At 67.2% G+C, this 23,140-nt stretch carries 25 protein-coding genes and 2 pseudogenes; 15 read left to right on the forward strand and 12 right to left on the reverse strand.

Annotated features, from left to right (window positions below):
- Nucleotides 1–14 precede the first annotated feature (14 nt).
- Nucleotides 15–908, forward strand: a complete 894-nt coding sequence (locus VHO04_RS08140; protein WP_329627855.1) for a TauD/TfdA dioxygenase family protein — start codon at nucleotides 15–17, stop codon at nucleotides 906–908.
- Complete coding sequence (locus VHO04_RS08145) at nucleotides 905–2,305, forward strand: FAD/NAD(P)-binding protein (RefSeq protein WP_329627856.1); 1,401 nt, start codon at nucleotides 905–907, stop codon at nucleotides 2,303–2,305. The genes VHO04_RS08140 and VHO04_RS08145 overlap by 4 nt, the downstream gene beginning before the upstream one ends.
- Before the next feature lie 6 nt (nucleotides 2,306–2,311).
- Here the strand turns inward: VHO04_RS08145 and VHO04_RS08150 are convergent, their stop codons facing one another.
- From VHO04_RS08150 to VHO04_RS08165, 4 genes are all read right to left on the reverse strand, one after another.
- Nucleotides 2,312–3,037 carry a hypothetical protein gene (locus VHO04_RS08150; protein WP_329627857.1) on the reverse strand — a complete coding sequence of 242 codons (726 nt, stop codon included), beginning with the start codon at nucleotides 3,035–3,037 and terminating at the stop codon, nucleotides 2,312–2,314.
- A 12-nt stretch (nucleotides 3,038–3,049) separates the two neighbouring features.
- The gene (locus VHO04_RS08155) at nucleotides 3,050–4,261 is read right to left on the reverse strand and encodes a toxic anion resistance protein (RefSeq protein ID WP_329627858.1); all 1,212 of its coding nucleotides are present in this window, start codon (nucleotides 4,259–4,261) and stop codon (nucleotides 3,050–3,052) included.
- Nucleotides 4,262–4,533: 272 nt separating this feature from the next.
- Nucleotides 4,534–5,208: a bile acid:sodium symporter gene (locus VHO04_RS08160; RefSeq protein WP_329627879.1), complete on the reverse strand. Its 675-nt coding sequence runs from the start codon at nucleotides 5,206–5,208 to the stop codon at nucleotides 4,534–4,536.
- Complete coding sequence (locus tag VHO04_RS08165; protein WP_329627859.1) at nucleotides 5,091–5,504, reverse strand: bile acid:sodium symporter; 414 nt, start codon at nucleotides 5,502–5,504, stop codon at nucleotides 5,091–5,093. The genes VHO04_RS08160 and VHO04_RS08165 overlap by 118 nt, the downstream gene beginning before the upstream one ends.
- Nucleotides 5,505–5,614: 110 nt before the next feature.
- Here VHO04_RS08165 and VHO04_RS08170 point away from each other — a divergent pair, with 110 nt between their 5' ends.
- From VHO04_RS08170 to VHO04_RS08180, 3 genes are all read left to right on the forward strand, one after another.
- The gene (locus VHO04_RS08170) at nucleotides 5,615–6,277 is read left to right on the forward strand and encodes a purine phosphorylase (protein ID WP_329627860.1); all 663 of its coding nucleotides are present in this window, start codon (nucleotides 5,615–5,617) and stop codon (nucleotides 6,275–6,277) included.
- Nucleotides 6,278–6,373: 96 nt separating this feature from the next.
- Nucleotides 6,374–8,206 (forward strand): translational GTPase TypA, encoded by a 1,833-nt coding sequence (gene typA / locus VHO04_RS08175; protein WP_257545400.1) that lies wholly within the window; start codon nucleotides 6,374–6,376, stop codon nucleotides 8,204–8,206.
- Between the two features lie 178 nt (nucleotides 8,207–8,384).
- On the forward strand, nucleotides 8,385–8,930 hold the full coding sequence (locus VHO04_RS08180) for a pseudouridine synthase (RefSeq protein WP_329627861.1): 546 nt from the start codon (nucleotides 8,385–8,387) through the stop codon (nucleotides 8,928–8,930).
- Between the two features lie 12 nt (nucleotides 8,931–8,942).
- On the opposite strand, the gene VHO04_RS08185 is transcribed toward VHO04_RS08180, so the two are convergent.
- Entirely contained in the window at nucleotides 8,943–9,281 is a 339-nt protein-coding gene (locus VHO04_RS08185; protein ID WP_329627862.1) for a transcription initiation protein, read from the reverse strand.
- Nucleotides 9,282–9,430: 149 nt separating this feature from the next.
- Here VHO04_RS08185 and VHO04_RS08190 point away from each other — a divergent pair, with 149 nt between their 5' ends.
- From VHO04_RS08190 to VHO04_RS08205, 4 genes are all read left to right on the forward strand, one after another.
- Nucleotides 9,431–10,006, forward strand: a complete 576-nt coding sequence (locus VHO04_RS08190; protein ID WP_329627863.1) for a peroxiredoxin — start codon at nucleotides 9,431–9,433, stop codon at nucleotides 10,004–10,006.
- Between the two features lie 135 nt (nucleotides 10,007–10,141).
- Entirely contained in the window at nucleotides 10,142–10,966 is an 825-nt protein-coding gene (locus VHO04_RS08195) for an NIPSNAP family protein (RefSeq protein ID WP_329627864.1), read from the forward strand.
- An 11-nt stretch (nucleotides 10,967–10,977) separates the two neighbouring features.
- Nucleotides 10,978–11,448 carry a DUF1579 domain-containing protein gene (locus VHO04_RS08200; protein ID WP_329627865.1) on the forward strand — a complete coding sequence of 157 codons (471 nt, stop codon included), beginning with the start codon at nucleotides 10,978–10,980 and terminating at the stop codon, nucleotides 11,446–11,448.
- The gene (locus VHO04_RS08205; protein ID WP_329627866.1) at nucleotides 11,445–12,071 is read left to right on the forward strand and encodes a glutathione S-transferase family protein; all 627 of its coding nucleotides are present in this window, start codon (nucleotides 11,445–11,447) and stop codon (nucleotides 12,069–12,071) included. Before VHO04_RS08200 ends, VHO04_RS08205 begins: the two co-directional genes overlap by 4 nt.
- Nucleotides 12,072–12,078: 7 nt before the next feature.
- Here VHO04_RS08205 and VHO04_RS08210 read toward each other — a convergent pair whose 3' ends face one another.
- On the reverse strand, nucleotides 12,079–12,696 hold the full coding sequence (locus tag VHO04_RS08210; RefSeq protein WP_329627867.1) for a TetR/AcrR family transcriptional regulator: 618 nt from the start codon (nucleotides 12,694–12,696) through the stop codon (nucleotides 12,079–12,081).
- Nucleotides 12,697–12,817: 121 nt separating this feature from the next.
- Here VHO04_RS08210 and VHO04_RS08215 point away from each other — a divergent pair, with 121 nt between their 5' ends.
- Entirely contained in the window at nucleotides 12,818–13,084 is a 267-nt protein-coding gene (locus VHO04_RS08215; RefSeq protein ID WP_329627868.1) for a DUF3297 family protein, read from the forward strand.
- A gap of 131 nt (nucleotides 13,085–13,215) precedes the next feature.
- Here the strand turns inward: VHO04_RS08215 and VHO04_RS08220 are convergent, their stop codons facing one another.
- The 3 genes from VHO04_RS08220 to VHO04_RS08230 form a co-directional block, all read right to left on the reverse strand.
- Entirely contained in the window at nucleotides 13,216–13,782 is a 567-nt protein-coding gene (locus VHO04_RS08220) for a CHAP domain-containing protein (protein WP_329627869.1), read from the reverse strand.
- Between the two features lie 290 nt (nucleotides 13,783–14,072).
- A complete protein-coding gene (locus VHO04_RS08225; protein ID WP_329627870.1) occupies nucleotides 14,073–16,424 on the reverse strand; it encodes a putative bifunctional diguanylate cyclase/phosphodiesterase in 2,352 nt (783 codons plus the stop codon).
- 400 nt (nucleotides 16,425–16,824) lie between these two features.
- Nucleotides 16,825–18,576: a fatty acyl-AMP ligase gene (locus VHO04_RS08230; protein WP_329627871.1), complete on the reverse strand. Its 1,752-nt coding sequence runs from the start codon at nucleotides 18,574–18,576 to the stop codon at nucleotides 16,825–16,827.
- A gap of 221 nt (nucleotides 18,577–18,797) precedes the next feature.
- Here VHO04_RS08230 and VHO04_RS08235 point away from each other — a divergent pair, with 221 nt between their 5' ends.
- The 4 genes and pseudogenes from VHO04_RS08235 to VHO04_RS08250 form a co-directional block, all read left to right on the forward strand.
- Nucleotides 18,798–19,328 (forward strand): RecX family transcriptional regulator, encoded by a 531-nt coding sequence (locus VHO04_RS08235; RefSeq protein WP_329627872.1) that lies wholly within the window; start codon nucleotides 18,798–18,800, stop codon nucleotides 19,326–19,328.
- Between the two features lie 222 nt (nucleotides 19,329–19,550).
- The gene (locus VHO04_RS08240; RefSeq protein ID WP_329627873.1) at nucleotides 19,551–20,012 is read left to right on the forward strand and encodes a DUF192 domain-containing protein; all 462 of its coding nucleotides are present in this window, start codon (nucleotides 19,551–19,553) and stop codon (nucleotides 20,010–20,012) included.
- A 61-nt stretch (nucleotides 20,013–20,073) separates the two neighbouring features.
- Nucleotides 20,074–20,460 (forward strand): NADH:ubiquinone oxidoreductase subunit NDUFA12, encoded by a 387-nt coding sequence (locus VHO04_RS08245; protein ID WP_329627874.1) that lies wholly within the window; start codon nucleotides 20,074–20,076, stop codon nucleotides 20,458–20,460.
- Nucleotides 20,461–20,696: 236 nt separating this feature from the next.
- Nucleotides 20,697–20,867 (forward strand): annotated as a pseudogene (locus tag VHO04_RS08250) (DUF2155 domain-containing protein); the annotation flags it as partial.
- Between the two features lie 44 nt (nucleotides 20,868–20,911).
- Here VHO04_RS08250 and aat read toward each other — a convergent pair.
- A complete protein-coding gene (gene aat, locus VHO04_RS08255; RefSeq protein WP_414713095.1) occupies nucleotides 20,912–21,619 on the reverse strand; it encodes a leucyl/phenylalanyl-tRNA--protein transferase in 708 nt (235 codons plus the stop codon).
- Nucleotides 21,620–21,681: 62 nt separating this feature from the next.
- On the reverse strand, nucleotides 21,682–22,494 hold the full coding sequence (locus VHO04_RS08260) for a class I SAM-dependent methyltransferase (protein ID WP_329627875.1): 813 nt from the start codon (nucleotides 22,492–22,494) through the stop codon (nucleotides 21,682–21,684).
- A 70-nt stretch (nucleotides 22,495–22,564) separates the two neighbouring features.
- On the opposite strand from VHO04_RS08260, the gene VHO04_RS08265 reads away from it, so the two are divergent.
- Nucleotides 22,565–22,738, forward strand: coding sequence for a hypothetical protein (locus tag VHO04_RS08265; protein ID WP_257545368.1), 174 nt, complete (start codon nucleotides 22,565–22,567; stop codon nucleotides 22,736–22,738).
- Nucleotides 22,739–22,825: 87 nt separating this feature from the next.
- Here VHO04_RS08265 and VHO04_RS08270 read toward each other — a convergent pair.
- Nucleotides 22,826–23,140: pseudogene (locus VHO04_RS08270) on the reverse strand (CpaF family protein); the annotation flags it as partial.

Here is a 23,140-nt window from a genome sequence, read left to right on the forward strand (position 1 = left end):
AGAGGAGAATGCCGATGGCCAGCCTTGCCCAGATTCCCGATATCTTCGATGCCGCGCGCTCGCTGGGCATCGCCATTTCGCCCGCCACCCCGGCGATCGGCGCCGAGATCAGCGGGCTCGACCTCGACCGGCCGCTGTCTTCGATCGAGGGCGACCTGCTGCGCGCGGCGTGGCTGCGCTTCAAGGTGATCTTCTTTCGCGACCAGGATATCAGCCACGAAAGCCATGTCCGGCTCGGCCGCTTCTTCGGCGAGCTCGAAGGCCATCCGGTGATCCCGCATATCCCCGGCTATCCTGAAATATTGCGGATCGAGGGCGTCGAGGGCGTGCGCCTGACCGCCGAAACGCTCGGCCCCTTTCAGGCCTATAACAAATGGCACACCGACGTGACCTTTCGCGAGCGGCCGTCGATCGCCTCGATCCTGCGCGCGTGCCTCCTGCCGCCGCTCGGCGGCGACACGATGTGGGCCGATGCCGCGGCCGCCTATGCCGGGCTGCCGCAGGCGGTGAAGGACCGGATCGAGGGGCTCGACGCCGAACATGACATCGTCCGCAGCTTCGGCGGCCGCGTGACCGAGGAAAAGCGCGCCGAACTCGCGCGCGACTTTCCGCCGGCGCGCCATCCCGTCGTCCGCACCCATCCCGACACGGGCGAGAAGATCCTCTACGTCAACTACACCTTCACGACGCGCATCCTCGGCGTGAGCGAGGAAGAGAGCGACAGCCTGCTCCGCCTGCTGTTCGACCGGATTAAGGTGCCCGAATATCAGGTGCGCTTCCGCTGGACCCCGAACGCCATCGGCATCTGGGACAATCGCTCGACCCAGCATTATGCGGTCGGCGATTATTGGCCCGCCGAGCGCCTGCTCGAACGCGTGACCGTCGCGGGCGACGTGGCGCGTCGGTGAACCTGATTAGCAGCGAACTTCATTCGCCGCGCCCGCGCTTTCGCACCGCGACCCGCGTCGCGATCGTCGGCGCCGGCTTTTCAGGGACGATGCTCGCGCTCAACCTGCTCGAACAGGCCGATGTCGAGGTGCTGCTGATCGAGCGCGACCGCCATCGGATGGGGGCGGGGGTTGCCTATAGTAGCAGCGAAAGCGCGCATCTGCTCAATGTGCGCGCGGGCAATATGAGCGCTTTCGCGGATCGCCCCGATCATTTCTGCGACTGGCTCGCGGCGCGCGGGCTGGGCTGCGACGCCGCGTTCGTGACGCGCGCGACCTATGGCCGCTATCTGCGCGAGACGCTTGCGGGGGCGATGGAGCGCCATGGCCGGCGGTTGAAGCTGGTCGACGACGAAGTGCTCGATATCGAGGAGCGCGGCGGGCAGGTGACGCTCGGGCTCGTCAACGGCGGGCTGATCGAGGCCGACCGCGCGGTGCTCGCGATCGGCAATCTGCCGCCGCACGATCCGCCCGCGATCGCCGGCGCGCATCTGCCCGCGCACCGCTATATCGGCGATCCCTGGGCGAGCGCGTTCGAGGAGGGGCTGGACAAGGCGGCGGCGGTGCTCGTCGTCGGCACCGGCCTCACCGCGGTCGACGTGATATTGCGGCTGGTGTCGCACGGCCATGAGGGGCCGATCACCGCGCTGTCGCGGCGCGGCCTGCGTCCGCACCGCCACGTCGACGGGCTGCGGCCCAAGCCGGTGCTCGCGAAGCCGGCGCCTGAATTGTCCGAGCTCGTGCGCTGGGCGCGGGGCGAAGCGCGCCGCCGCGACTGGCGGCTCGTCGTCGATTCGATCCGCCCGATCACCCAGATGATGTGGGCTTCGGCCGAGGCGGCGAAGCGGATGCGCTTCCTGCGCCATCTCCGCCCTTTCTGGGACGTCCACCGCCACCGGCTCGCGCCCGCGGTCGCCGACCGCATCGACGCGCTGGTCGCGTCGGGCCAGCTTTGCTTTCGCGCGGGCAAGATCGCCGGGGTGAGCGTCGAGCGCGACGCGCTCGCCATCGCCTGGCGGCCGCGCGGCGCGGCGGAGCCGGTCGTGACCCGTGCGGCGCGGATGATCAACTGTACCGGGCCGCAGTGCGACCTGCTGCGGTCGACCGACCCGCTGGTGAAGCGGATGCTGGCGGCGAAGCGCATCCGGCCCGACGCGCTGCGCCTCGGGCTCGACATCGACCGCGATGGCCATGTCGTCGATGCGCGCGGCCGCGCCTCCGACCATATTCTCGCGATCGGCCCGATGACGCGCGGCGATCTGTGGGAAGTCGTCGCGGTGCCTGATATCCGCGTTCAGGTAAGCGCGCTCGCGCGCCGCCTCGTCAACGCGCACTGGACGGGCGGCGAGGGGCTGTGACTTCGTTCAGGCCGCTCCCGGCAAATCCTCGCCCTCCAGCCCCTGATATTTGAGCTGGAGATAGCGTTCGCGCGTCGCGAGCTTGTCAAGTTCGCCCGCCGCGAGGTTGCGCGCCGCTTCGCCGATCTCGCGTTCGAGCATGGTGAGTCCGCCGACGAGCGTTTCGTCGGGGGTGCGGCCGGCATGGGCTTCCTTGCGCAGCCCCGCCGGGATGCGCTGATAGCCCGCGACGAGTTCGGGCAGATCCTCGCCGACGAGCTTGCGGATGTTCGCGGCGGCGGGGCTCGATGCGTCGAGCGTCTGGAGCTGCGGTGCGAGCAGGTCGAGCTGCACTCCGATGCCGTCGACGAGCTGGCGCGCGGGTGCGGGAAGCGCCGGTCGCTGCGCCTCCAGCCAGATTTCGGTGCGGCCCGCGAGCTGCTTCAGATCCGCCTTGGGCAGATCGGCCTGGCGCGGCTCGGGGAAGGGCGGCCATTTGCCGAACAGGAAGGCGACCGCGACCAGCAGCAGCGTGACCGCCATCACCCCGGCGAAACCGAGCGGCTGGATCACCATGCCGAAGATTGCCGCGGCGATCAGCACCGCGCCGCCGGCCAGAAAGATTCGGCCGATCTTGCGGGCGAGATGCTGGCGGCGCAGCGCCATGCTCTTGGTGCCGATCGGGCGCCGCCGCTCACGCGACCGCTCGATCGCCGACGCGGCGGAGAGGCGGACCTTGTCGACCTCGCTCATGGTCATTTCGCCTTAGCCTTCGAGCGCGGCGAGCGGGCTGCCCTCGCCGCCGACGCTCGCCTGCGCCTGGCTCGCGCCCTCGGCGCGCGCGATATAGCCCTTCGACTTGGCGACCTCGCTTTCGAGCGTGCCCACCGTCGTCTTCATCGTGTCGAGCGCCTTGAGCTTGAAGGTGTCGATCGCGTCCATCGTGTCGTAGATGTTCTGGAAGGCGCGGCTCAGCGTCTCCATCGGGATCGTGCTCGACGCCGCCTGTTCGTGGATGCGCGCGGTATTGTCCTTCAGCATCTTCGACGTGCCGTCGATGATGTTCGCGCTCGTGGTGTTGAGCGCGGTAATCTGTTCGAGCACCAGCTTCTGGTTGGTCATCGCCTGCGCGACGGTGATCGCGGTCTTAAGCGCGCCGACGGTCGTGGTGCTTGCGCGGTCCACGCCCTTCACCAGCTCGACATTGTTCTTCTTGACCAGATCGAGCGCGAGATAGCCCTGCACCGTCACCGCCATCTGGGTGAGCAGGTCTTGGGTGCGCTGGCGCGCGTAGAAAAGGGCGTTTTCGCGGAGGATCTTCGCCTTGGCGGGGTCGGTGCCGTCGAGTTCGGTCGCCTTCGCCTCCAGCCGTTCGTCAAGCGTTTTGGCGATGTGGATCATCTGTTCGAGCTTGCCCATCGATTCCCACATCTTGCGGCGCTCGACGTCGATGGCGGCGTTGTCCATCAAGAGCTCGTCCTTGCCGTTGGAGAGCGCGGTCAGGATGCCGCCGATATGCGTCTGGGCGCTGCGGTATTGCGCGAAATAATTGTTGATCTTGCTGCCGAAAATCTTGTCGAGGAAGCCGCGCTTCGACAGCAATTTGCCGTTCGCCGACGGGTCGAGCCGCTCGACCGTGGTGCGAAGTTCGATGAGGCTCTGGCCGATGTCGGTGTCGCGGTCCATCGCGCGGATCGGGCGGTCGAGGAAGCGGTTGCTGTGGCTCGCCGCCTCCAGCATCTCCTTGCGGCCCATATTGGTGATCTGGTCGACGCGCTTGCCGAATTCGGGGCTGTTCTCGTCCTGCGCGACGAGGTCGTCGATGAAGCCGTCGACGCGCTCCTCGAGCTTCGATTTCTGCTCGCCCGACAGCGGGACGAGCCCGGCGGCCTTTTCGGGCGCGACGGCGGGGACGGGTTCGGGCGGCGTCAGCGTCAATGCCTCGGTTGCGGTCGCCGTCGCGGTCTCTTCGCTCATAACTATCCTTCCAGCTCCGTGCCCGTTTTCTATATGACATGCCGGTCTGTATTGTTCAAGTATCACACCTTGGAAGAGAGGCGCGGGCGGCGCGATTTTGATTTCACGCGAAGGCGCAAAGAAGAGAAATCTCACACAAAGACACAAAGAGGGCGCGCCCGGCCAGAGGCATCGGCCCGTCGCCGCAGGCGACTATATCGAATGCGCTTCGCGCGGTTCTTTGCAGCGCTTATAGCGTGCCCCGCCCTCTTTGTGCCTTTGTGTGAGAAAATTCAGGCGATGTCGTCGCCGCGCCGCGCCAGCCCCGGCGCGATCCAGGCGGAGACGATGAGCTGCGCCATATGATAGATGAGGATCGGCACCAGCACCATGCCCGCGACCGCGGGCGGAAACAGCGTCGCGGCGAGCGGCGCGCCGACCGCGATGCTCTTTTGCGCACCCGCGAAGAGCATGGTGATGCGGTCGGGCCGGGCGAGGCGCAGCAGGCCGCCGAGCAGCCAGGCGCCGGTGAAGGCCAGCGCCAGCATCGCGGCGACCGCGGCAAAGACGATGCCGATCTCGCGCATGTCGAGCTGGTGCCAGATGCCGCCGACGACGGCGGCCGAAAAGGCGACATAGACCGCGATGGCGATCGAGGTGCGGTCCATGAAAGTCGCCGCGCCGCGATGTGCGAGCACCCAGGGACGCAGCCAGCGCTGCGCCGCCTGCCCGGCGATGAAGGGCAGCAGCAGGGTGGCGACGATGCGGAGCGCGGCGTCGCCGCTGATGTCGCCCGCGCTGCCCGCGATCGCGGCGAACAGCAACGGCGAGACGATGACGCCCGTCAGGTTCAGCAGCGCCGCCGCGACGACGCTGGCCGCGACATTGCCGCCCGCCATGCTGCTGGCCGCGGTCGCCGACATGACGGTCGACGGCAGGATGCCGAGGAAGAGGAAGCCGAGCGCCAGCGTGGGCACGGCGTCAGCAGCGGCGCCGTCGCCGCCTGCGCCGCCAGCCCGATCAGCGCCATGGCCCCGAAGCTGTAGAGAAGATTGCCGCCCTGCAGGCGCCAGTTGCGGATGCCGTGCAGCACCTCGTCGCGCGGCAGGCGCACGCCGTTCAGGAAGAACAGCAGCAGAATCGCGGCCGTCGATATATTTTGCGCGATCGGAACGGCTGCGCCGCGCACCGGCAGCAGGCTGGCGAGCAGGATCGTCGCGAACAGGACGGGGACGAAGCGGTCGGGAAAGATACGGGACAGCATGGGGCGGTGCGATGGCGGCGCGCGCGGCGCTTGGCAAGCCCAAGGATCGGCGGCCGATATTCCAAAATCCTATTGCTCGACACGCGGGGGAGCGGCGCTAAAGGGCGGCGATGGCCCGCATCCTGATCCTCGCCGCGCTTCCTGAAGAGGCCGACGCGCTGTTCCCCGGCGAAGGCGTCCACGACGACGGCGCCTTCGCCGTCCGCCGGCTCGCCGCGCACGGCCATGATCTCGCTGTCGTCACCACCGGCCTCGGCAAGGTCCATGCCGCGCTTGCCGCCGGGCTGTTCGGCGCCGACGCCGACCTGCTGCTGATGAGCGGCACCTGCGGCGCGCTCGATGCCGAGGCGGGCCGCGCCTATTGGCTCGCGGAGGCGGTGCAGCATGATTATGGCACGGTGCGTCCCGATCGCTTCGACCGCTATCGCGCCGGGGACTGGCCGGCGGGCGAGGCGGGCGAGGTGCATTTCACCGCCATGCCCGACCCCGGCCTCGGCCTGCCGCACGCGCGGATCGCGAGCGGCGACAGCTTCGTCGCCTGTCCCGACGTCGGCGCCGGCATCGCGCGCGGCCTCGGCGCAGCGCTCGTCGACATGGAGGTCGGCGCGGTCGCGCAGGCAGCGGCGCGGCTCGGCAAGCCGTGGGCGGCGATCAAGGCGGTCACCGACACCGCCGACGAAGGCAGCAGCCGCGATTTCCACGCCAATCTGCTCCGCGCGGCGCAGAGCGCGGCCGCCGAAATCGAGCGACTCGTCGCGCGGATTGCGTTATAAACGCCTCGGCAATTTTGTTGCGCTGCGGTAGGAAATTCGCTACGCGCGCGGCCAAATCGCGGCACGGCGCCGCGCTGCTCCCATAAGGTATTTTTGATGTCCCTGCGCAATATCGCCATCATCGCGCACGTCGATCATGGCAAGACCACTCTCGTCGACCAGCTTTTCCGCCAGTCGGGGACGTTTCGCGACAATCAGCGCGTCGAGGAACGCGCGATGGATTCGAACGACCTCGAAAAGGAGCGCGGGATCACCATCCTCGCGAAGTGCACCTCGGTCGAATGGGGTGAGGGCGCCGACGCGACGCGGATCAACATCGTCGATACCCCGGGTCACGCCGATTTCGGCGGCGAGGTCGAGCGCATCCTGTCGATGGTCGATGGCGTCATCCTGCTCGTCGACGCGGCCGAAGGCCCGATGCCGCAGACCAAGTTCGTGACCGGCAAGGCACTCGCGCTCGGCCTGCGTCCGATCGTCGTCGTCAACAAGATCGACCGCAGCGACGCGCGCGCCGCCGAAGTGCTCGACGAGGTGTTCGAGCTCTTCCTGTCGCTCGACGCCAATGACGAGCAGCTCGACTTCCCGATCCTTTACGCCTCGGGCCGCGGCGGCTTCGCCTCCGACAGCCCCGACGCGCGCGAAGGGACGCTGGAGCCGCTGTTCAAGACGATCGTCGGTCATGTGCCGGCGCCGGGCCTCGACGAGAACGGCCCCTTCACCTTCCTCGCGACCCTGCTCGACCGCGACAATTTCATCGGCCGCATCCTGACCGGCCGCGTCCAGTCGGGCACGGTCAAGGTCAACCAGCCGATCCACGCGCTCGACGCTGAGGGCAAGGTGATCGAGACCGGCCGCGCGTCGAAGCTGCTCGCGTTCCGCGGGCTCGACCGCGTACCCGTCGAGGAAGCGCGCGCGGGTGACATCGTCGCGATCGCGGGGCTGACCAATGCCACCGTCGCCAACACCGTCGCCGACCCGAGCGTGAGCGAGCCGATCGCCGCGCAGCCGATCGATCCGCCGACGCTGTCGATGCGCTTCGCGGTCAACGACAGCCCGATGGCGGGCCGCGAGGGCAGCAAGGTGACGAGCCGCATGATCCGCGACCGCCTGCTGCGCGAGGCCGAGACCAATGTCGCGATCCGCATCACCGAAAGCGCCGACAAGGACAGCTTCGAGGTCGCGGGCCGCGGCGAGCTTCAGCTCGGCGTGCTGATCGAGACGATGCGCCGCGAAGGCTTCGAGCTCGGCATCAGCCGCCCGCGCGTCCTTTATGGCGAGGACGAGGCCGGCAAGCGCACCGAACCGTATGAAACCGTCGTCATCGACGTCGACGACGAGCATAGCGGCACGGTCGTCGAGAAGATGCAGATCCGCAAGGCCGATCTCACCGACATGCGCCCGTCGGGCGGCGGCAAGACGCGCATCACCTTCAGCGGCCCCTCGCGCGGCCTGATCGGCTACCACGGCGAATTTCTGTCGGACACGCGCGGCACCGGCATCATGAACCGCCTGTTCGAGAAATACGGCCCCTACAAGGGTGTGATCGAGGGCCGCAAGAACGGCGTCCTGATCTCGAACGGCGCGGGCGAGGCGGTCGCTTATGCACTCGGCCCCTTGGAAGAGCGCGGCATCCTGTTCGTCTCGCCCGGCGAGGCGCTCTATGAGGGGATGATCATCGGCGAGAATGCCAAGCCCGACGACCTCGAGGTCAATCCGATGAAGTCGAAGCAGCTCACCAACTTCCGCTCGACGGGCAAGGACGACGCGATCCGCCTTACGCCGCCGCGCCGCATGACGCTGGAGCAGGCGATCGCCTATATCGACGACGACGAGATGGTCGAGGTGACCCCGAAGAACATCCGCATTAGGAAGGCGATCCTCGACCCGCACGAACGCAAGAAGGCGTCGCGCAAGAAGGAAGCGGCGTAAGATACAGACCGGCGGCTCCATCGGGCCGCCGGTTTTTCTTTGAACCCTCCCCCATTTCCGTTCGTGTCGAGCGAAGTCGAGACACCCCGCGGCTTGGCGTAGTCCCAATGGGTGTCTCGACTTCGCTCGACACGAACGGTTAGATAGGTCGGCTTTCCAATCTCAAGAGGATCGCGCCGTGGCCCGCCTGATCCTGTTCAACAAACCCTATGGCGTCCTGTCGCAATTCACCGATCGCGGCACCGAAACCGCGCGCGCGACGCTGTCGGATTATATCGATGTTCCCGGCGTCTATCCGGCCGGGCGGCTCGACCGCGACAGCGAGGGCCTGCTGGTGCTGACCGACGATGGGGCGCTGCAGGCGCGCATCGCGTCGCCGCGGCACAAGATGCCCAAGACCTATCTGGTGCAGGTCGAGGGCGAACCCGATGCGGCGAGCCTCGACCGGCTGCGATCCGGCGTCGTGCTGAACGACGGCCCCACCCGCCCTGCCGCTGCCCGCCGGATCGACCCGCCGGAATTGTGGCCACGCGACCCGCCGGTGCGCTATCGCAAGAGCGTGCCCGACTGCTGGCTGGAACTGACGATCACCGAAGGCCGCAACCGCCAGGTTCGTCGGATGACCGCCGCCGTCGGCCATCCGACGCTGCGGCTCGTGCGCTGGCGGGTCGGGTCGTGGGATCTCGGCGATCTGGCGCCGGGGACGTGGCGCAGTGCGGAGTGAAAGCGCCGACCCCTAGCTTGCCGGATCGTACATGAACGCGCGAAGCTCCTGCGCGCACCGGCAGGCCGCGGCGATCTTGCCCGCCCATGCGACCGCGTCTTCACGGGTCGGCAGTTCCAGCACCGTGAAGCCGCCGTTCAGCCGGCTGTCCGGATAGGTTTCGGGGGACACCGACCCGTCGGCAAAGACCCGCACCGGCGCGACCTGCTCGTCGATGCCTCCGCCGAACACATAGACGCCGGCGGCCTTCGCTTCCTCGATCACCGCATGCGCGGCGGCGGACACGACCGGAAGCTCCTCGTCCGTGAGGACCATGGCTTCGCTCGGGAAGGAGATGAGATATTTGGTCATGCCGCGATGATGCATCGCCTGCGTGAAGGCGGCAAGGGGGCGCGGGACCGCATCGCTTTTGCATGTGCCCCGACGGCGTGGTAATCGGGGACGAAGCTCAGGGTGTTAAGGCTTGATCGGCCGGCCCTGTCCCCGCTGGAGAACCGCCGATGACAATCCGCAAGAAGATCGCCCAGATTGCGATGGGAGCATCGCTGGGCCTTGGTCTGGGGCTGACCGTCCTGCCGGTAGAGGGCATCGCGGCGCTTCGGCAGGGCGCGAAGGCGCCCGACTTCACGCTGAACGCCGCGTTGGGCGGCAAGCCTTTCAGCCTGTCGTTGAAGCAGGCGCTCAGGAAAGGGCCGGTTGTGCTTTATTTCTTCCCCGCCGCCTTCACCCCCGGCTGCACGGTGGAAGCCCATCTCTTCGCCGAGGCGAGCGACGACTTCAACCGGCTCGGCGCGCGCGTCGTCGGCGTCACCGCCGGCAACATCGATCGCGTCGCGGAGTTTTCCCGGTCGGAATGCCGCGACAAATTCGCCGTCGCGGCCGATCCGGGCGCCAAGATCGCGGCGAAATATGACACCGCCATGCCGGGGCCGGGACAGACGATGATCTCCAACCGGACATCGTTCGTCATCGCGCCGAACGGCACCATCCTGCTCGCTTACACTGATCGCAATCCGCAGGCGCATATCGAAAAGACGATGGCGGCAGTCCGCGCGTGGAAGGCGCGCCACCGCTGATCCGAAGCCGCGAACGGCCGTTTCCGGGGCGTATTCATTCCCATTCGACCATCAAGTTTCCGCGCGCGCGGCGCATCGTTTTGCTGCGCTTGACAAAACAGGTCAACCCGTCTGTATTGCAGATGGAGGTGTGCAATGATCGGGAAATGGGCAGGCGCGATGGTGATGGCGGGGACGGCGATCGGGGCGATGACCGGCGCCGCGACCGGGACCGAGCGCGGGCAGACGACCGACGCGGCCGATGCCCAAATCGTCGAGCTTCGCCAATACAGGCTGGTTCCGGGTGTGCGCGATGATTTCGTGGCGCTGTTCGACAGGGCGTTCGTCGAGAGCCAGGAAGCGCTCGGGATGCGGATCGTCGGCCAGTATCGCGATCATGACGACGCGGCGCGTTTCACCTGGATTCGCGGTTTTCGCGACAGGACGGCGCGTGAGCAGGGGCTGAAGGGTTTTTACTTCGGACCCGTGTGGCAAGCGAACCGCGCCGCCGCCAATCCGATGCTCGACGACAATGATAATGTGCTGTTGCTGAAACCCGCGGCGCCGGGACTGGGCTTCGCTTCGGCGCAGGCGCGCGCGTCCGATGCGGGGGGCGATGCGGCGGGCGGGGCGGTGCAGGTGGTCATCGAATATCTGTGGAAGACTCCCGACACGGGTTTCGCAGCTTTCTTTGCAAACGAGATGAAGCCGGCGCTCGAAGCGGCGGGGGTGAACGTCATCGCCGCCTATGTGCCGCTCGGCGAGCCGAATAATTTCCCGCAGCTTCCGGTTCGCGACGACCGCAAATTGCTCGCCTGGTTCGTGCGCGGCGACAGCCACGACGCGATCGCCGCGGCGCTGGCGCGAGCGCGCGGGAGCGCGCGCTGGCAAAGCCGGGTCGCGGCCGTCCTGCACGATGCCGAGGAACGCCCGCCGCAGATGCTGCGGCTCGACCCGACGCCGCGATCGGCGCTGCGCTGAGAAAGGAGAGGATGATGCACGACGGACGCCATGATTTCGCATTCCAGACCGGCGACTGGCGGGTGCGGCATCGCAAGCTCAGCGAGCGGCTGGCGGGAAGCGACGACTGGTTCGAATTCGACGGCACCTGCCGCGGCTGGGAGTTGATCGGCGGCGCGGGCAATGTCGACGATCATTGGCTGGACGACCCGCACGGCGCCTATGCCGCGGCGACGGTGCGGCGCACCGATCCCGCGACCGGCCTCTGGTCGATCTGGTGGCTCGATTCGCGCTTTCCGGGGCTTGCGCCGCCGCTTCAGGGGGGCTTCGAGGGCGGGGTCGGCACCTTCTTCGGCCAGGACGACCATGCGGGGAGGCCGATCGACATCCGTTTCATCTGGTCGGAGATCACCGAGTCCGGGGCGCGCTGGGAGCAGGCCTTTTCGGCCGATGGCGGCATGACCTGGGAAGTCAACTGGATCATGGCGTTCACCCGCGCATGACCGCGCGGCCGTTGCTGTTCGGCAGCCTGTTGTCGGGGCACAGCTACAAGGTGCGGCTCGCGCTGCTGCTGCTCGGCATCGAGCATGACTATCGCGCGATCGACCTGTCGCGGCCGCACGCCGATCGCGATTCCGACTGGCGGCGGTGGAGCCGGTTCGGCGAGGTGCCGGTGCTCGTCGCGGACGGGCGCGCGATGACGCAGTCGAACGCGATCCTCCTCCATCTCGCGCGCACCCATGACGCGCTGGGGTGGCGCACCGATCGCGATGCCGTCACCGAATGGCTGTTCTGGGAAGCGAACCGGATCGGACTGTCGCTGCCCAATTACCGGCTGTGCCAGTTGTCCGACGCGCCGCTGCCGCCCGATGTCGCCGGCTGGCTGCATGAGAGGATGATCGCCGATCTGGCTTGGCTGGAAAAAGAGCTGGCGGAGCGCGCCTTTCTGGTCGGCGATGCGGTGTCGGCCGCCGACATCGCGTGCAGCGCCTATCTCCATTATCGCGATGTGCCGGGCCTCGCCCTGAGGGCCTATCCCGCGATCGATCGCTGGCTCGGCCGGATCGCGGCGCTGCCTGGCTGGCGCGCGCCGCTGGAGGTGATGGGCGAAGGACGCCCCGAATAGCTCAAACTTAAGGCCGGGCCAGCAATCGCATCAGGATCGCGACCGCCGAATCGAGCGGGGCGGGCGATTGTTCGGCCTTCGCAATGGTCATCGCGCCCGAATAGGCGGCGACGATGAAGCCCGCGAGGTCGGCGGGCGAGACCCCGGCAAGCGCCGGCGGCGCGGGCTCGGCGGCGATGCGTTCGGCGATGCGATCCTGCCAGTCGGCGAAGATATGCTGGAGCGCGGCGCGGAAATCCGAATCCGAAAAGGCAAGCTCGACCGCGAGATTGTTGACCGGGCAGCCGCGCACGAAACCCTGGTCACCGAGTTCGCTGCCGATCGTCCCCATCGCCGCGCGCACTCCCTCGGCCACGTTCGGCGCGGCGATCAGCGGATCGAGCCAGGCGGCCTGCAGTGCATCCGCGACCCGTTCGCGCACGACGGCCAGGCCGAGCGCCTTTTTCGATTCGAAATGATGGTGAAAGGCGCCGCTCGACACCCCCGCGCGCCGCTTCACATCCTGCACCGACGTGTCGTGATAGCCGCGTGCCTGGAACAGGTCGGCGGCGGCGTCGAGGATGCGTGCGCGCATCCCCTCGGGGTCGTTGGTCCGGATCCTGCCGCGGCGCTTCGTTTCCATCATGGACCGGACTAGGCGAAATTCGCCGCAGTCGCCAGCCGCCTCGTCCCGGTCCGGTTCGTGGCAGCGCTTGATTTGGCGCCGCGTCTCGCCTAGCGGCGACGGCCAGAACCGGAGATAGAAGATGACCGATACGCCGCCCGACCATTTGTCGACCAACCCGCGCTCGCCCCATTTCGACATGGAAGTGCTGCAGCGCGGCATCGGCATCCGCTTCAAGGGCAAGGAACGCACCGACGTCGAGGAATATTCGATTTCGGAAGGCTGGATCCGCGTCGCCGCGGGCAAGTCGAAGGATCGCTTCGGCCAGCCGATGACGATCAAGCTGTCGGGCGAGGTCGAGGCGTGGTTCGAGGATGCCGCCGAGGGCGGCGAGGCGTCGGAAGACTGACTTCAATCGTCATTGCGAGCCCTTCGACTGCCTTGCAGGCGCTCAGGATAAACTACGCGAAGCAATCTCCAGCTATCGGACTGGAGATTGCTTCGCTGCGCTCGCAATGACGAATATGAGGTGAGCCTGACTCAGCGCAGCGAAGCGACGACGAGGTCGAGGCCGTTGCCGGGCTTCCAGTCGTTCTGCGCCCAGACGGGCTCGCCGCCGCTGATGCGGTGATCGGACTTGGCGTCGCCGTCGGCGTAGATGAAGCCCTGCACCGGATTGGCGCGCAAGCCGAGGTCGCCGATCGGCGCGTACCAGACGCGGACCAGGCTCCAGTCGCCCTTGTCGCTGACGTCGAGGACGCGGACGTTGCGCTCGATCTGGCCGCGGCGGCCGTGGATCGGCGACCAGTTGGCGTGGTCGATCAGGATTTCGCGGTCGCTGATGATCTTCTTGACCACCGCGACATGGCCGAGCGGCATCCCGCGGGTGCCGGCGAAGGCCATGACCGCGCCCTTGCGGGGTTCCTGGCCGCGGTCATATTCGCCCGCCGCCTGCGCCCACCAGGTCTTGGCATTGCCGCGAATCTCGACGCCCGATTCGGCGCGGGCGAAAGGGACGCACTGGAGATAGTCGCGCGCGGCGGCCGGGACGCTGGCAAGCAGCGAAGCGCACAGCGCGAAAGCACCCAGAAAGCGGCGGTTGAGCATGGAAGGCGACCCCTTTGGCTTGTCTTCAAGCGTTGCAGCGTCTTTGCCGCAGCCTTCCCGGGTCACCAACAATCAAGCGGTGAATTGCGCCCTCCATGCGGTGAGCGGGGGAACCTTTTGTTAAGACGTTCCATTCGTCGCGCGAGGGGTTCGGGTCGTCGTTTGACGGATCGCCCTGCGATGATTTCCCCCTGGAATCGTCATCCCGGCGAAGGCCGGGATCTCATCCTATCGGCAATGCTGCACCGGCGAGATCCCGGCCTTCGCCGGGATGATGGATCGAAGGCGAGTCACGCCGCCGCCGTTGCCGTTTCGGGGCGGCGGAACAGCATCATGACGTCGGCCGCGGGCATCGGGCGGCCGTAATAATAGCCCTGGATATTGCTGCAGCCGAGGGTGCGGATCGTATCGACCTCGATCTCGGTCTCCGCGCCTTCGGCCGTCGTTGACATGCCGAGGCTGTCGGCGAGCGCGACCACGGCGCGGATGATCGCGATCGATTCGATGCTGCCTTTCGCGGCGCCGACGACAAAGCTGCGGTCGACCTTGATCGTCGAGAATTGCGTCTTGCGCAGATAGCCGAGCGACGAATAGCCGGTGCCGAAATCGTCGAGCGACAGGCGGATGCCGAGGCCGATGAGCTGGTCGAGCAATTGCGCCGCGCCGCCGCCGTCGCGCAGGAAGACGCTTTCGGTGACCTCGATCTCCAGCCGCTGCGGCGGCAGGCCGCTTTGCGCGAGCGCTGAGACGACGACCGAGGCGAAGGCGGGGTCGGTGAGCTGTTCGGCCGAGACGTTGATCGCGACCTTGAGGTTCGAGGGCCATTTCATCGCCTCGTGGCACGCGGTGCGCAGTACCCATTCGCCGATCGGCGAAATCAGGCGGCTGTCCTCCGCCAGCGGGATGAAGCGGCCGGGCGAGACATTGCCGAGCTTTTGGTTGTTCCAGCGGATCAGCGCCTCGAAGCCGTTGAGCAGGCCGTCGCCGGCGGTGACCACCGGCTGGTAATAAAGCTCAAACTCGCCGCGGTCGAGCGCGCCGCGCAGTTCCTGCTCCATCACGCGCCGTTCCTCGGCCTGCGCGTGGAGCGAGGCGACATAGGCGGCGACGACGTTGCCGCCCTTGTCCTTCGACTTGTAGAGCGCGAGGTCGGCGTTGCGGGTCAGCGTCTCGACCGTCGAGCCGTCCTGCGGGCCGATCGCATAGCCGATGCTGGCGCCGACGAAGAGCTGGTGATTGTCGACCACATAGGGGCGGCTGATCGCGGTGATGATCCGCTTCGCGAGATCCTCGGCATCGTTCGCCGAGGGGACGTTGTGGAGCACCACCGCGAACTCGTCGCCGCCGAGGCGGCCACAGGTCATGCCGCGTTCCATCAGCCCTTTCAGGCGTGCGGCGACCTGTGCGAGCAATTTGTCGCCGGTCGGGTGGCCGAGCGTGTCGTTGACCGCCTTGAATCGGTCGAGGTCGATCATCAGCATCGCGCAGCGCGATTTCGCTTCCATCGCCTGGTTCAGCGCGCGCGCCAGATCCTCGTGCAGGCTGAGGCGGTTGGGGAGGCCGGTCAGATTGTCGAAACGCGCCATCCGCGCGATCTGTTCGGCGGTCGCATGCTGTTCGGTGACGTCCGAACCGACCCCGCGAAAGCCGAGGAACTTGCCCGTTTCGTCGAGGCGCGGCGAGGCCGACAATTCCCACCAACGCGGCTTGCCGCCGATCGTTACCGGGACGATCAGGTTCGAGAAGCTCTCGCGCCGCTTCATCCGTTCGGCCATCAGGTGCAGGTTCTTGGGAAACTGGCCCGTCTCCCACGCGTCGCCCGACAAGGCCTCGAGCAGCGGCACGCCCTCGAGCGCCTCGGCGGTGCCGCCGAGCGCAAAGGCGAGGCGGGGCGAAACATGGACTAGGCGGCGGGCATTGTCGGTCTGCCACAGCCAGTCGGCGGAGGTTTCCTCGAACTCGCGCAGCAGCAGGCTGACCGTTTCGGTCTTTTCGTGCAGCGTCTCCTCGGCGCGGCGGAAGCGGACGTGATTGCGCGCGAAGCGGACGCAGAAGCTGGAGAGCAGCAGCCCGGCGGCGATCGCGACCGCCGCGAGCTGCGGCGCGCCGGCCAGCGCGAGCGCGAGCGCCGCCGACAGGCTGACCGGCGCGATGTAAAGGATGCATACGGACGGCAGGCTGTGCGCGATCATCGCCAGCGTCAGCATCATCAGCAGCGTGATCGCCCACATGGCGAGCGCGTGACCGGCGTCGGGCACCGGTCCCTGCAGCCAGAAGGGCACGATCCAGAGCAGCGCGGCATAGAAGGCGTGGCGGTTGCACAGCGCGAATTCGCCGGCGCTCGTCGCCGGCGCCTCGCCCAGCGGGCGGGTGACGAAGACGCGATAGGACCAGAGGCAGAAGATCAGTGCGCAGGTCAGCCAACCCGCCGCGATTCCCCAGCGGACCTGCGGCACCATGCTGAAGGCCGCAAGCAGCACCATGGCGATCCCGACCCACAGGCGCATCTTGCCCTTGCCCAGCAGCGGCGCGAGCTGAAGCTGGCGGAGGTTTCCGATGTCCTGGCGCCGCGGCCCCAGCCCCAACAGGGTACGCACGGACACATCGTCGGCATCGATATGGTCGGTCAACAAGCTCTTCACGGGAGCCCGTTTAGCGCCCCGGGGTTACCCGAACGTAACTATGCACCTGTTCGCGAGCGATAATATTGTTCCGGGGCGGGACAGGATCGGCGCGGCAATTCGCCTGGAGTTGCGGCTTTGGGGTGGGAAGCAACCCCTTCCTAACTTTCGTCATTCCCGCGAAAGCGGGAACCCGGAGTGGAGTCAGCGACGCATGCTCTGGGTTCCCGCTTTCGCGGGAATGACAAAGATAAGAGATGCTGCGCGCGACTTTCAAACTTTCGTCATCCCGGACTTGATCCGGGATCCATTCATCCGGCGCTGAGAGAATGGATCCCGGATCAAGTCCGGGATGACGATGTGAGATAGGTCCGCAACCGGTCGAAACCCGACTCTCGCCGACCCGCGGATCGAGGCGGGCCTACGCTGCGATCGCCAGCGGCTGAATCTCGCCCGCCAGATATTGCGCGCGCGCCTTCGACCGGCTGAGCTTGCCCGAGCTGGTGCGGGGCAGGGTGCGCGGCGGGATCAGTTCGATCAGGCAGTTCATGCCGGTGATCGCGCGGACGCGGTCGCGGATCGTCTCGCGCAGCGCGATGCGTTCGGCGTCGTCGCTGGTGCGGCACTGGACGAGTACCGCGGGGGTTTCCTCGCCCCCCGGCGTGGTGATCGCAAAGGCGGCGATGTCGCCCGACTTGAAGCCGGGAAGCTGCTCGACCGCCCATTCGATATCCTGCGGCCAGTGATTCTTGCCGTTGATGATGATCATGTCCTTGGCGCGGCCGACGATATAGATGTAACCGTCCGACAAATAACCCATATCGCCGGTGTCGAGCCAGCCGTCGGCCATGCAGGCGGCGGTCGCCTCGGGGTCGCGGTAATAGCCGGTCATCAGCGACGGGCCGGTGCACCAGACCTTGCCGACGGTCTGGTCGGGCAGGACATTGCCCGCCTCGTCGCGGACCTCGATCACCATGTCGCGCGCGGCGCGACCGCAGTTGACGATCGCGCGATAGCGGGTCGGGCGGCCGGCGTCGGTCGAGGCGCCCGACAGCTCGGTCTCCTCGACCAGTTCGACGACGATGCCTTCGCCCGGCGGCATGATGCTGACCGCGAGCGTCGCCTCGGCGAGGCCGTAGCTCGGCAGGAAGGCGCTCGCCTTGAAGCCCGCGTCGGCGAAGGCGTCGACGAAGCTTTGCATCACGTCGGGGCGGATCATGTCGGCGCCGTTCCCCGCGACGCGCCAGCGCGACAGGTCGAAGCGGTCGGCGACATGCGTCTGGCTCGATACGCGGCGCGCGCAGATGTCGTAGCCGAAGGTCGGCGAGTAGCTGAGCGTCGTGCCCTGGTTGCGGCTGATCAGGTCGAGCCAGGCGAGCGGGCGGCGGGCGAAATCCTCGGTCTTCAGATAATCGACCGACACCTGGTTGGCGACGGGCGAGAGCAGGCAGCCGACGAGGCCCATGTCGTGATACCAGGGCAGCCACGACACACAGCGGTCGCTGTCCTGCACATGCATGCCGTGCGAATGCGCGGCGAGATTGTTGAGCAGCGCGCCATGCGTCACCGCGACGCCGTGCGGGAAGCGCGTCGAGCCGCTGCTGTACTGGAGATAGCAGGTTTCGTCGGTCTTTTGCTCGGGAAGCGCGGCCACCGGGGCGGCGCGCGTCGCGAACGCGCTCCAGTCCATCGGCGCGACGCCGCGCTGCTCGGCGGCCTCGGTCGCCATCGCGGCGATTTCGGGCGGGAAGAACAGCATCTTGGGGTCGCAGCTCGTGAGCTGGACGACGAGCTGGCCGACATAGGATTCGCGCCCGCCGAAGCTGGTCGGCAGTGGCAGCGGCACGGGCCAGGCGCCGGCGTAGATGGTGCCGAAGAAGAGTGCGGCGAATTCGGGGCCGGTCTCGGCGATCAGCGCGATGCGGTCGCCGGGCCCGACGCCCGCGGCGACGAGGCGATAGGCGGCGGCGAGTGCGTCGGCCTTGAGCTCGCGATAGGGATAGGGGCGGATCAGCTTGCCGCGCGGATCGTGGAAATTGAGCCCGCGCGTGCCGCTTGCGGCATAATCGAGCGCCTCGCCGACGGTGGCGAAGTCCGAAAAACGGCGCGGCTGGTCGCAATGGGTCGGGGTGGGGACGAGATCCTCCACCGCGGGGGCGGAACTTTCGGTCATAAGGCGTCGCGAATCCCGGCTGTCGGGATGCGCTGCAACGATCATGTCATCCTTTTGAGCCATGTCTGCGCTGCGCGATCCCGGTCAGGTTAAACAAATTGGCCCATTTCCGGGCTTTGGTGCCCGATATGGCGGCTCTGGTCGTTCTCAATCAGGCCCGACTGTGGCATAAACATGGCATGGTGTCCCGCGCGTCTCGGTCCGACCGATCCCGAAAACCCTTGAGCGCAGCGAAGCTCGACGAACTGGCGCTCGCCTATGTCGCGCGATTCGCGACGAGTCGGGCGAAATTGACGCGCTATCTGGCGCGGAAAATCCGCGAATCCGAATGGGTTGACGAGAGCGACGCCAGGACGGCGTGCGAGGCGGTGGCCGACCGGATGGAGCGGCTGCGCTTCCTCGACGACCGCCAATATGCCGCGATGCGCGCCGGGGCGATGACGCGGCGCGGGCTGGGGCTGCGGCGCGTGAAGGCGCAGCTCTTCGTCGATGGCATCGCCGACGCGGACAGCGGTGATGCGATCGCGGAGGCGGAGGAGCAGGCCGTCGCGGCGGCGGTCGGCTTTGCGCGGCGGCGGCGGTTCGGCCCGTTCGCGGTGCGCGCGGACGACGATCCCAAGAGCCGCGAGCGGCAGGTCGCGGCCTTCGCGCGCGCCGGGCATTCGCTCGCCCTCGCGCGCCGCATCCTCGCCGTCCCGCCGGGGGACGCCGACGCACTGGCGGCGCTGGACGATGCGGCGATGCTGGATTAGGTCCGTGTCGTCATTCCCGCGAAAGCGGGAATCCCGCTATTCTTTTGCCTTCCTTCTTGGCGCCTTTGCGCCTTTGCGTGAGTCCTTTGAAAAATCTCACGCAAAGGCGCAAAGGCGCCAAGAAGGAAAAAGCTGGACCCCCGCCTCCGCGGGGGTGACGGTAGGGAAGCTGCGCCGACGATAGGGAAATCGCGGGAATGATGACGAGAGGACAAGAATAGGATGCGCATTCTGCTGACCGCTCTGGCCCTCTCGCTCGCGCTGCCGCTGGCGGCGTGCAGCAGCGCGGGGAACGAGGCGGAGAGCGCCGCGACGATTCCGCTGACGATCGACATGGCGGGCACGGCGCACGCCTTTCGCGTCGAGGTCGCGCGCAGCGCGGAGGAGCAGGAGCAGGGGCTGATGTTCCGCACCAGCCTGCCCGCCGACGGCGGGATGCTCTTTCCCTTTGCGAAGCCGAAGATCGCCAGCTTCTGGATGAAGAACACGCTGATCCCGCTCGACATGATCTTCGTGCGCGCCGACGGCAGCATCGATCGCATCGCCGAAAACACCATCCCCGAATCGCTCGAGCCCGTGGTCAGCGGCGGCGACGTCGCCGCGGTGCTCGAACTCGCGGGCGGCACGGCGGCGCGGCTCGGGCTCGACGAGAGCGCCAGAGTGACGTGGAAAGATGGAAAATAGCGGCGCGCCGCACCGTTTGACGCTTGCGAACCGCGCGCGCTTGCCTGTAAACGCCGCAGCCATGAGCATCCTCGGCAAGATTTTCACCTGGTGGGACGGCGCGACCGTCGGCACGTTGCTGAACAGCTGGAGCAGCGGCGAAAAGGTCGGCGAGGACAGCCTCGGCAATCGCTACTATCGCGCGAAGAAGGGCGACCGCCGCTGGGTGATCTACAACGGATCGAACGACGCGAGCCGCGTTCCGCCCGAATGGCACGGCTGGCTGCACGGCACGCTCGACGAGCTGCCCGGCGAGGCGCTGCCCGCGCCGCGCGCGTGGGAGAAGGAGCCGAGCGCGAACCTGACCGGCAGCCTCGGCGCCTATCGCCCCGCGGGCGCACTCGAACGCGGCGGCCACCGCGCCGCGGCGACCGGCGACTACGAGGCCTGGCGTCCGGGCGCCGACTGAGCTTCGTGAGCGCCTCCCTCTCCCGCATCGCGCTGCTGGCGCTTGTCGCGGCGACCGCGCTGACCGCGTGCGATCGGAACGGCGGCAAGCGGCCCGGCGAAACCACGGCGCAGCTCGCCAAATCCGAACGGGTCCCGCAGGAAGTCGGCGGGATCGAGGGCGCGACTCCGATGGGTCAGCGCGTCGCGGTGCTCGGGCTGCTCAACAAGCGCAACGGCCTCGTCCGCGATCTGGAGATGAAGCCCGGCGAGACCGCGCGGGTCGGCCGCGCGATCGTGCGCCTGCGCGCCTGCGAACAGACCGCGCCGTGGGAGGATCCGCCCGAGACCGGCGCCTTCGTGCAACTGACGGTGCAGGACCAGCGCGACGACAAATGGTATCGCGTCTTTTCGGGCTGGATCTTCAAGGAACGCCCTGAGCGCAACGTGATCCAGCATCCGATCTTCGACGTCTATGTCAAAAGCTGCGCGATGACATATCCGGGCGGCGAGCCCGTCCAGCACGCTACGCCCAAATCGCCCGCGTCCGCTCCCAAACCGTCGAGCGCCCCCCAGTCGCCGGCGACGAACGGCGGCGAGGGCGCTGCGGCGCCCACGCCTGCTCCTGCGCCCAAGGCGGCCCCGGCGCCCAAGGCCGCACCGTCCGACAACACCGAATAGAGCCGCGCCAGATAATCGGCCTGGGGGATTTCGATCGCGCCCAGGCTGGCGAGGTGCGGGGTGATGAACTGGCAGTCGAGCAGCCGCCAGCCGCCCGCGCGCAGCCGCGCAACGAGGTGCGCGAGCGCAACCTTCGACGCGTCGCGCGCCCGGCTGACCATCGATTCGCCGAAGAAAGCGCGGCCGAGCGACACGCCATAGAGACCGCCGACGAGTTCGCCGTCCAGCCAGCATTCGACGCTGTGCGCGTGGCCGAGCTGGAACAATCGCTCGTAACTCGTCTTGATGACCGGATTGATCCAGGTCGTCGGCCGGTCGTCGGCGGGCTCGGCGCAGAGCGCCATCATGGCGCGGAACGCGGAGTCGGTGGTGACGCGGAAGCGGTCGGAGACGATGACCTTTTTCAGACTCTTCGACAGGTGGAAACCGTCCAGCGGCAGGATCGCGCGCAGCCGCGGTTCGACCCAGTGGACCGACGGGTCGTCGGCTCCGTCGGCCATCGGGAACAGCCCCTGCGCATAGGCGCTGAGCAGCAGCGCGGGGTCGATGGACTCGAGATGTTTCAGGGCGCGGGCTTCACGAATTTGAGCGTCATGCGGTCCGATTCGCCGATCGCCAGATATTTGGCGCGGTCGACATCCTTCTGGGCCAGCGATGGCGGCAGCGTCCACACGCCGTCCGGATAATCGTGCGTATCCTTGGGGTTGGCATTGACGTCGCTTTCGCCCGCAAGCTTGAAGCCCGCGGCTTCGGCAAAGGCGACGACTGACGAGCGCTTCATATAGCCGCTCTTTTCCTCAAGCGCCGAATCCATCTCCTCGGGCAGGCGGTGATCGACGACGCCCAGCACGCCGCCGGGTTTCAGCATCGCATAGATTTGCCGGAAGGCTTCGCCGGTCTTGTCGGTGCCGCCGAACCGCCAATTGTGGACATTGCGAAAGGTCAGCACGACGTCGGTGCTGCCATCGGGCACTTTCGGCCCGGCGCCGGTCGCGGGAAATTCGGCGAGCTTGACCGCGCCATAAAGATCGGGCTTCGCGCCCTGCCATTCGCGGATACGGTTCAGGCCCTTTTCCCAGGGCGCCGCGGCGTAGAGCGTACCGCCGCCCGCCTTCGACAGCGGCGCGAGGATTTCGGTGTACCAGCCGCCGCCCGGCCACAGCTCGACGATCGTGTCGCCGGGCTTCACGCCGAAGAAGGCGAGGGTTTCGGCGGGGTGGCGATAACGGTCGCGTGCGACATTGGCGGGAGTGCGTGTCGAGGCGGCCACCGCGTCCGCGATAGAGGGGGCGATGGGGCCGCCGTTCGGGCTTTCGGCGAGGGCGGGCGCCGCGAGGGCGACGAGAGCACTTGCAACGAGGATCAGCGGACGCATATGGGCACCTTCTTTCCGGGGGAGAAGAAGCCCCCTGTTTGCGAAGGGACGCGCGTCAATGCAAGGGTCGATGCTGACGGTGAGCGCAGTCAGTGCCGTGCTCGCGGTGGTCGCCGAGGTCGCCGATTACCGCCGCCGTCACCGGCGCGACGTCGATGCGGTCGGTTTCATGCCGTGGCGCGGTATCGCGCTGATCAGCGTCACGGTGGCGCTGTTCGCGGCGGCGTTCGGGTTGAAGGGCTGATTCCCGTCATTGCGAGCGGAGCGAAGCAATCCAGAGCCTGTGTAAACCGCCCTGGATTGCTTCGCTTCGCTCGCAATGACGACGGAATTAGAGGCAAGCCTCCAGATAGGGCTGATCGAACCCGAACTGGCGTGCCTTTTCCAGCGTGTAGGGGCGCAGGCCCATCGCGCGATATTCGCCGATGATCTTGCCGTCCTTGTCCTCGTCCTGATATTCGAACTTGAACAATTCCTGGGTGACGATGACGTCGCCTTCCATGCCGATAACCTCGGTCACATTGGTGATGCGACGCGACCCGTCGCGCAGGCGCTTCACCTGGATGATCAGGTCGACCGAATCGGCGATCTGCTTGGAAATCGCCTCCTTTGGGATCTTGATGTCGCCCATCAGGATCATATTCTC

Source organism: Sphingopyxis sp. (assembly GCF_036261875.1).
Taxonomy (GTDB): domain Bacteria; phylum Pseudomonadota; class Alphaproteobacteria; order Sphingomonadales; family Sphingomonadaceae; genus Sphingopyxis.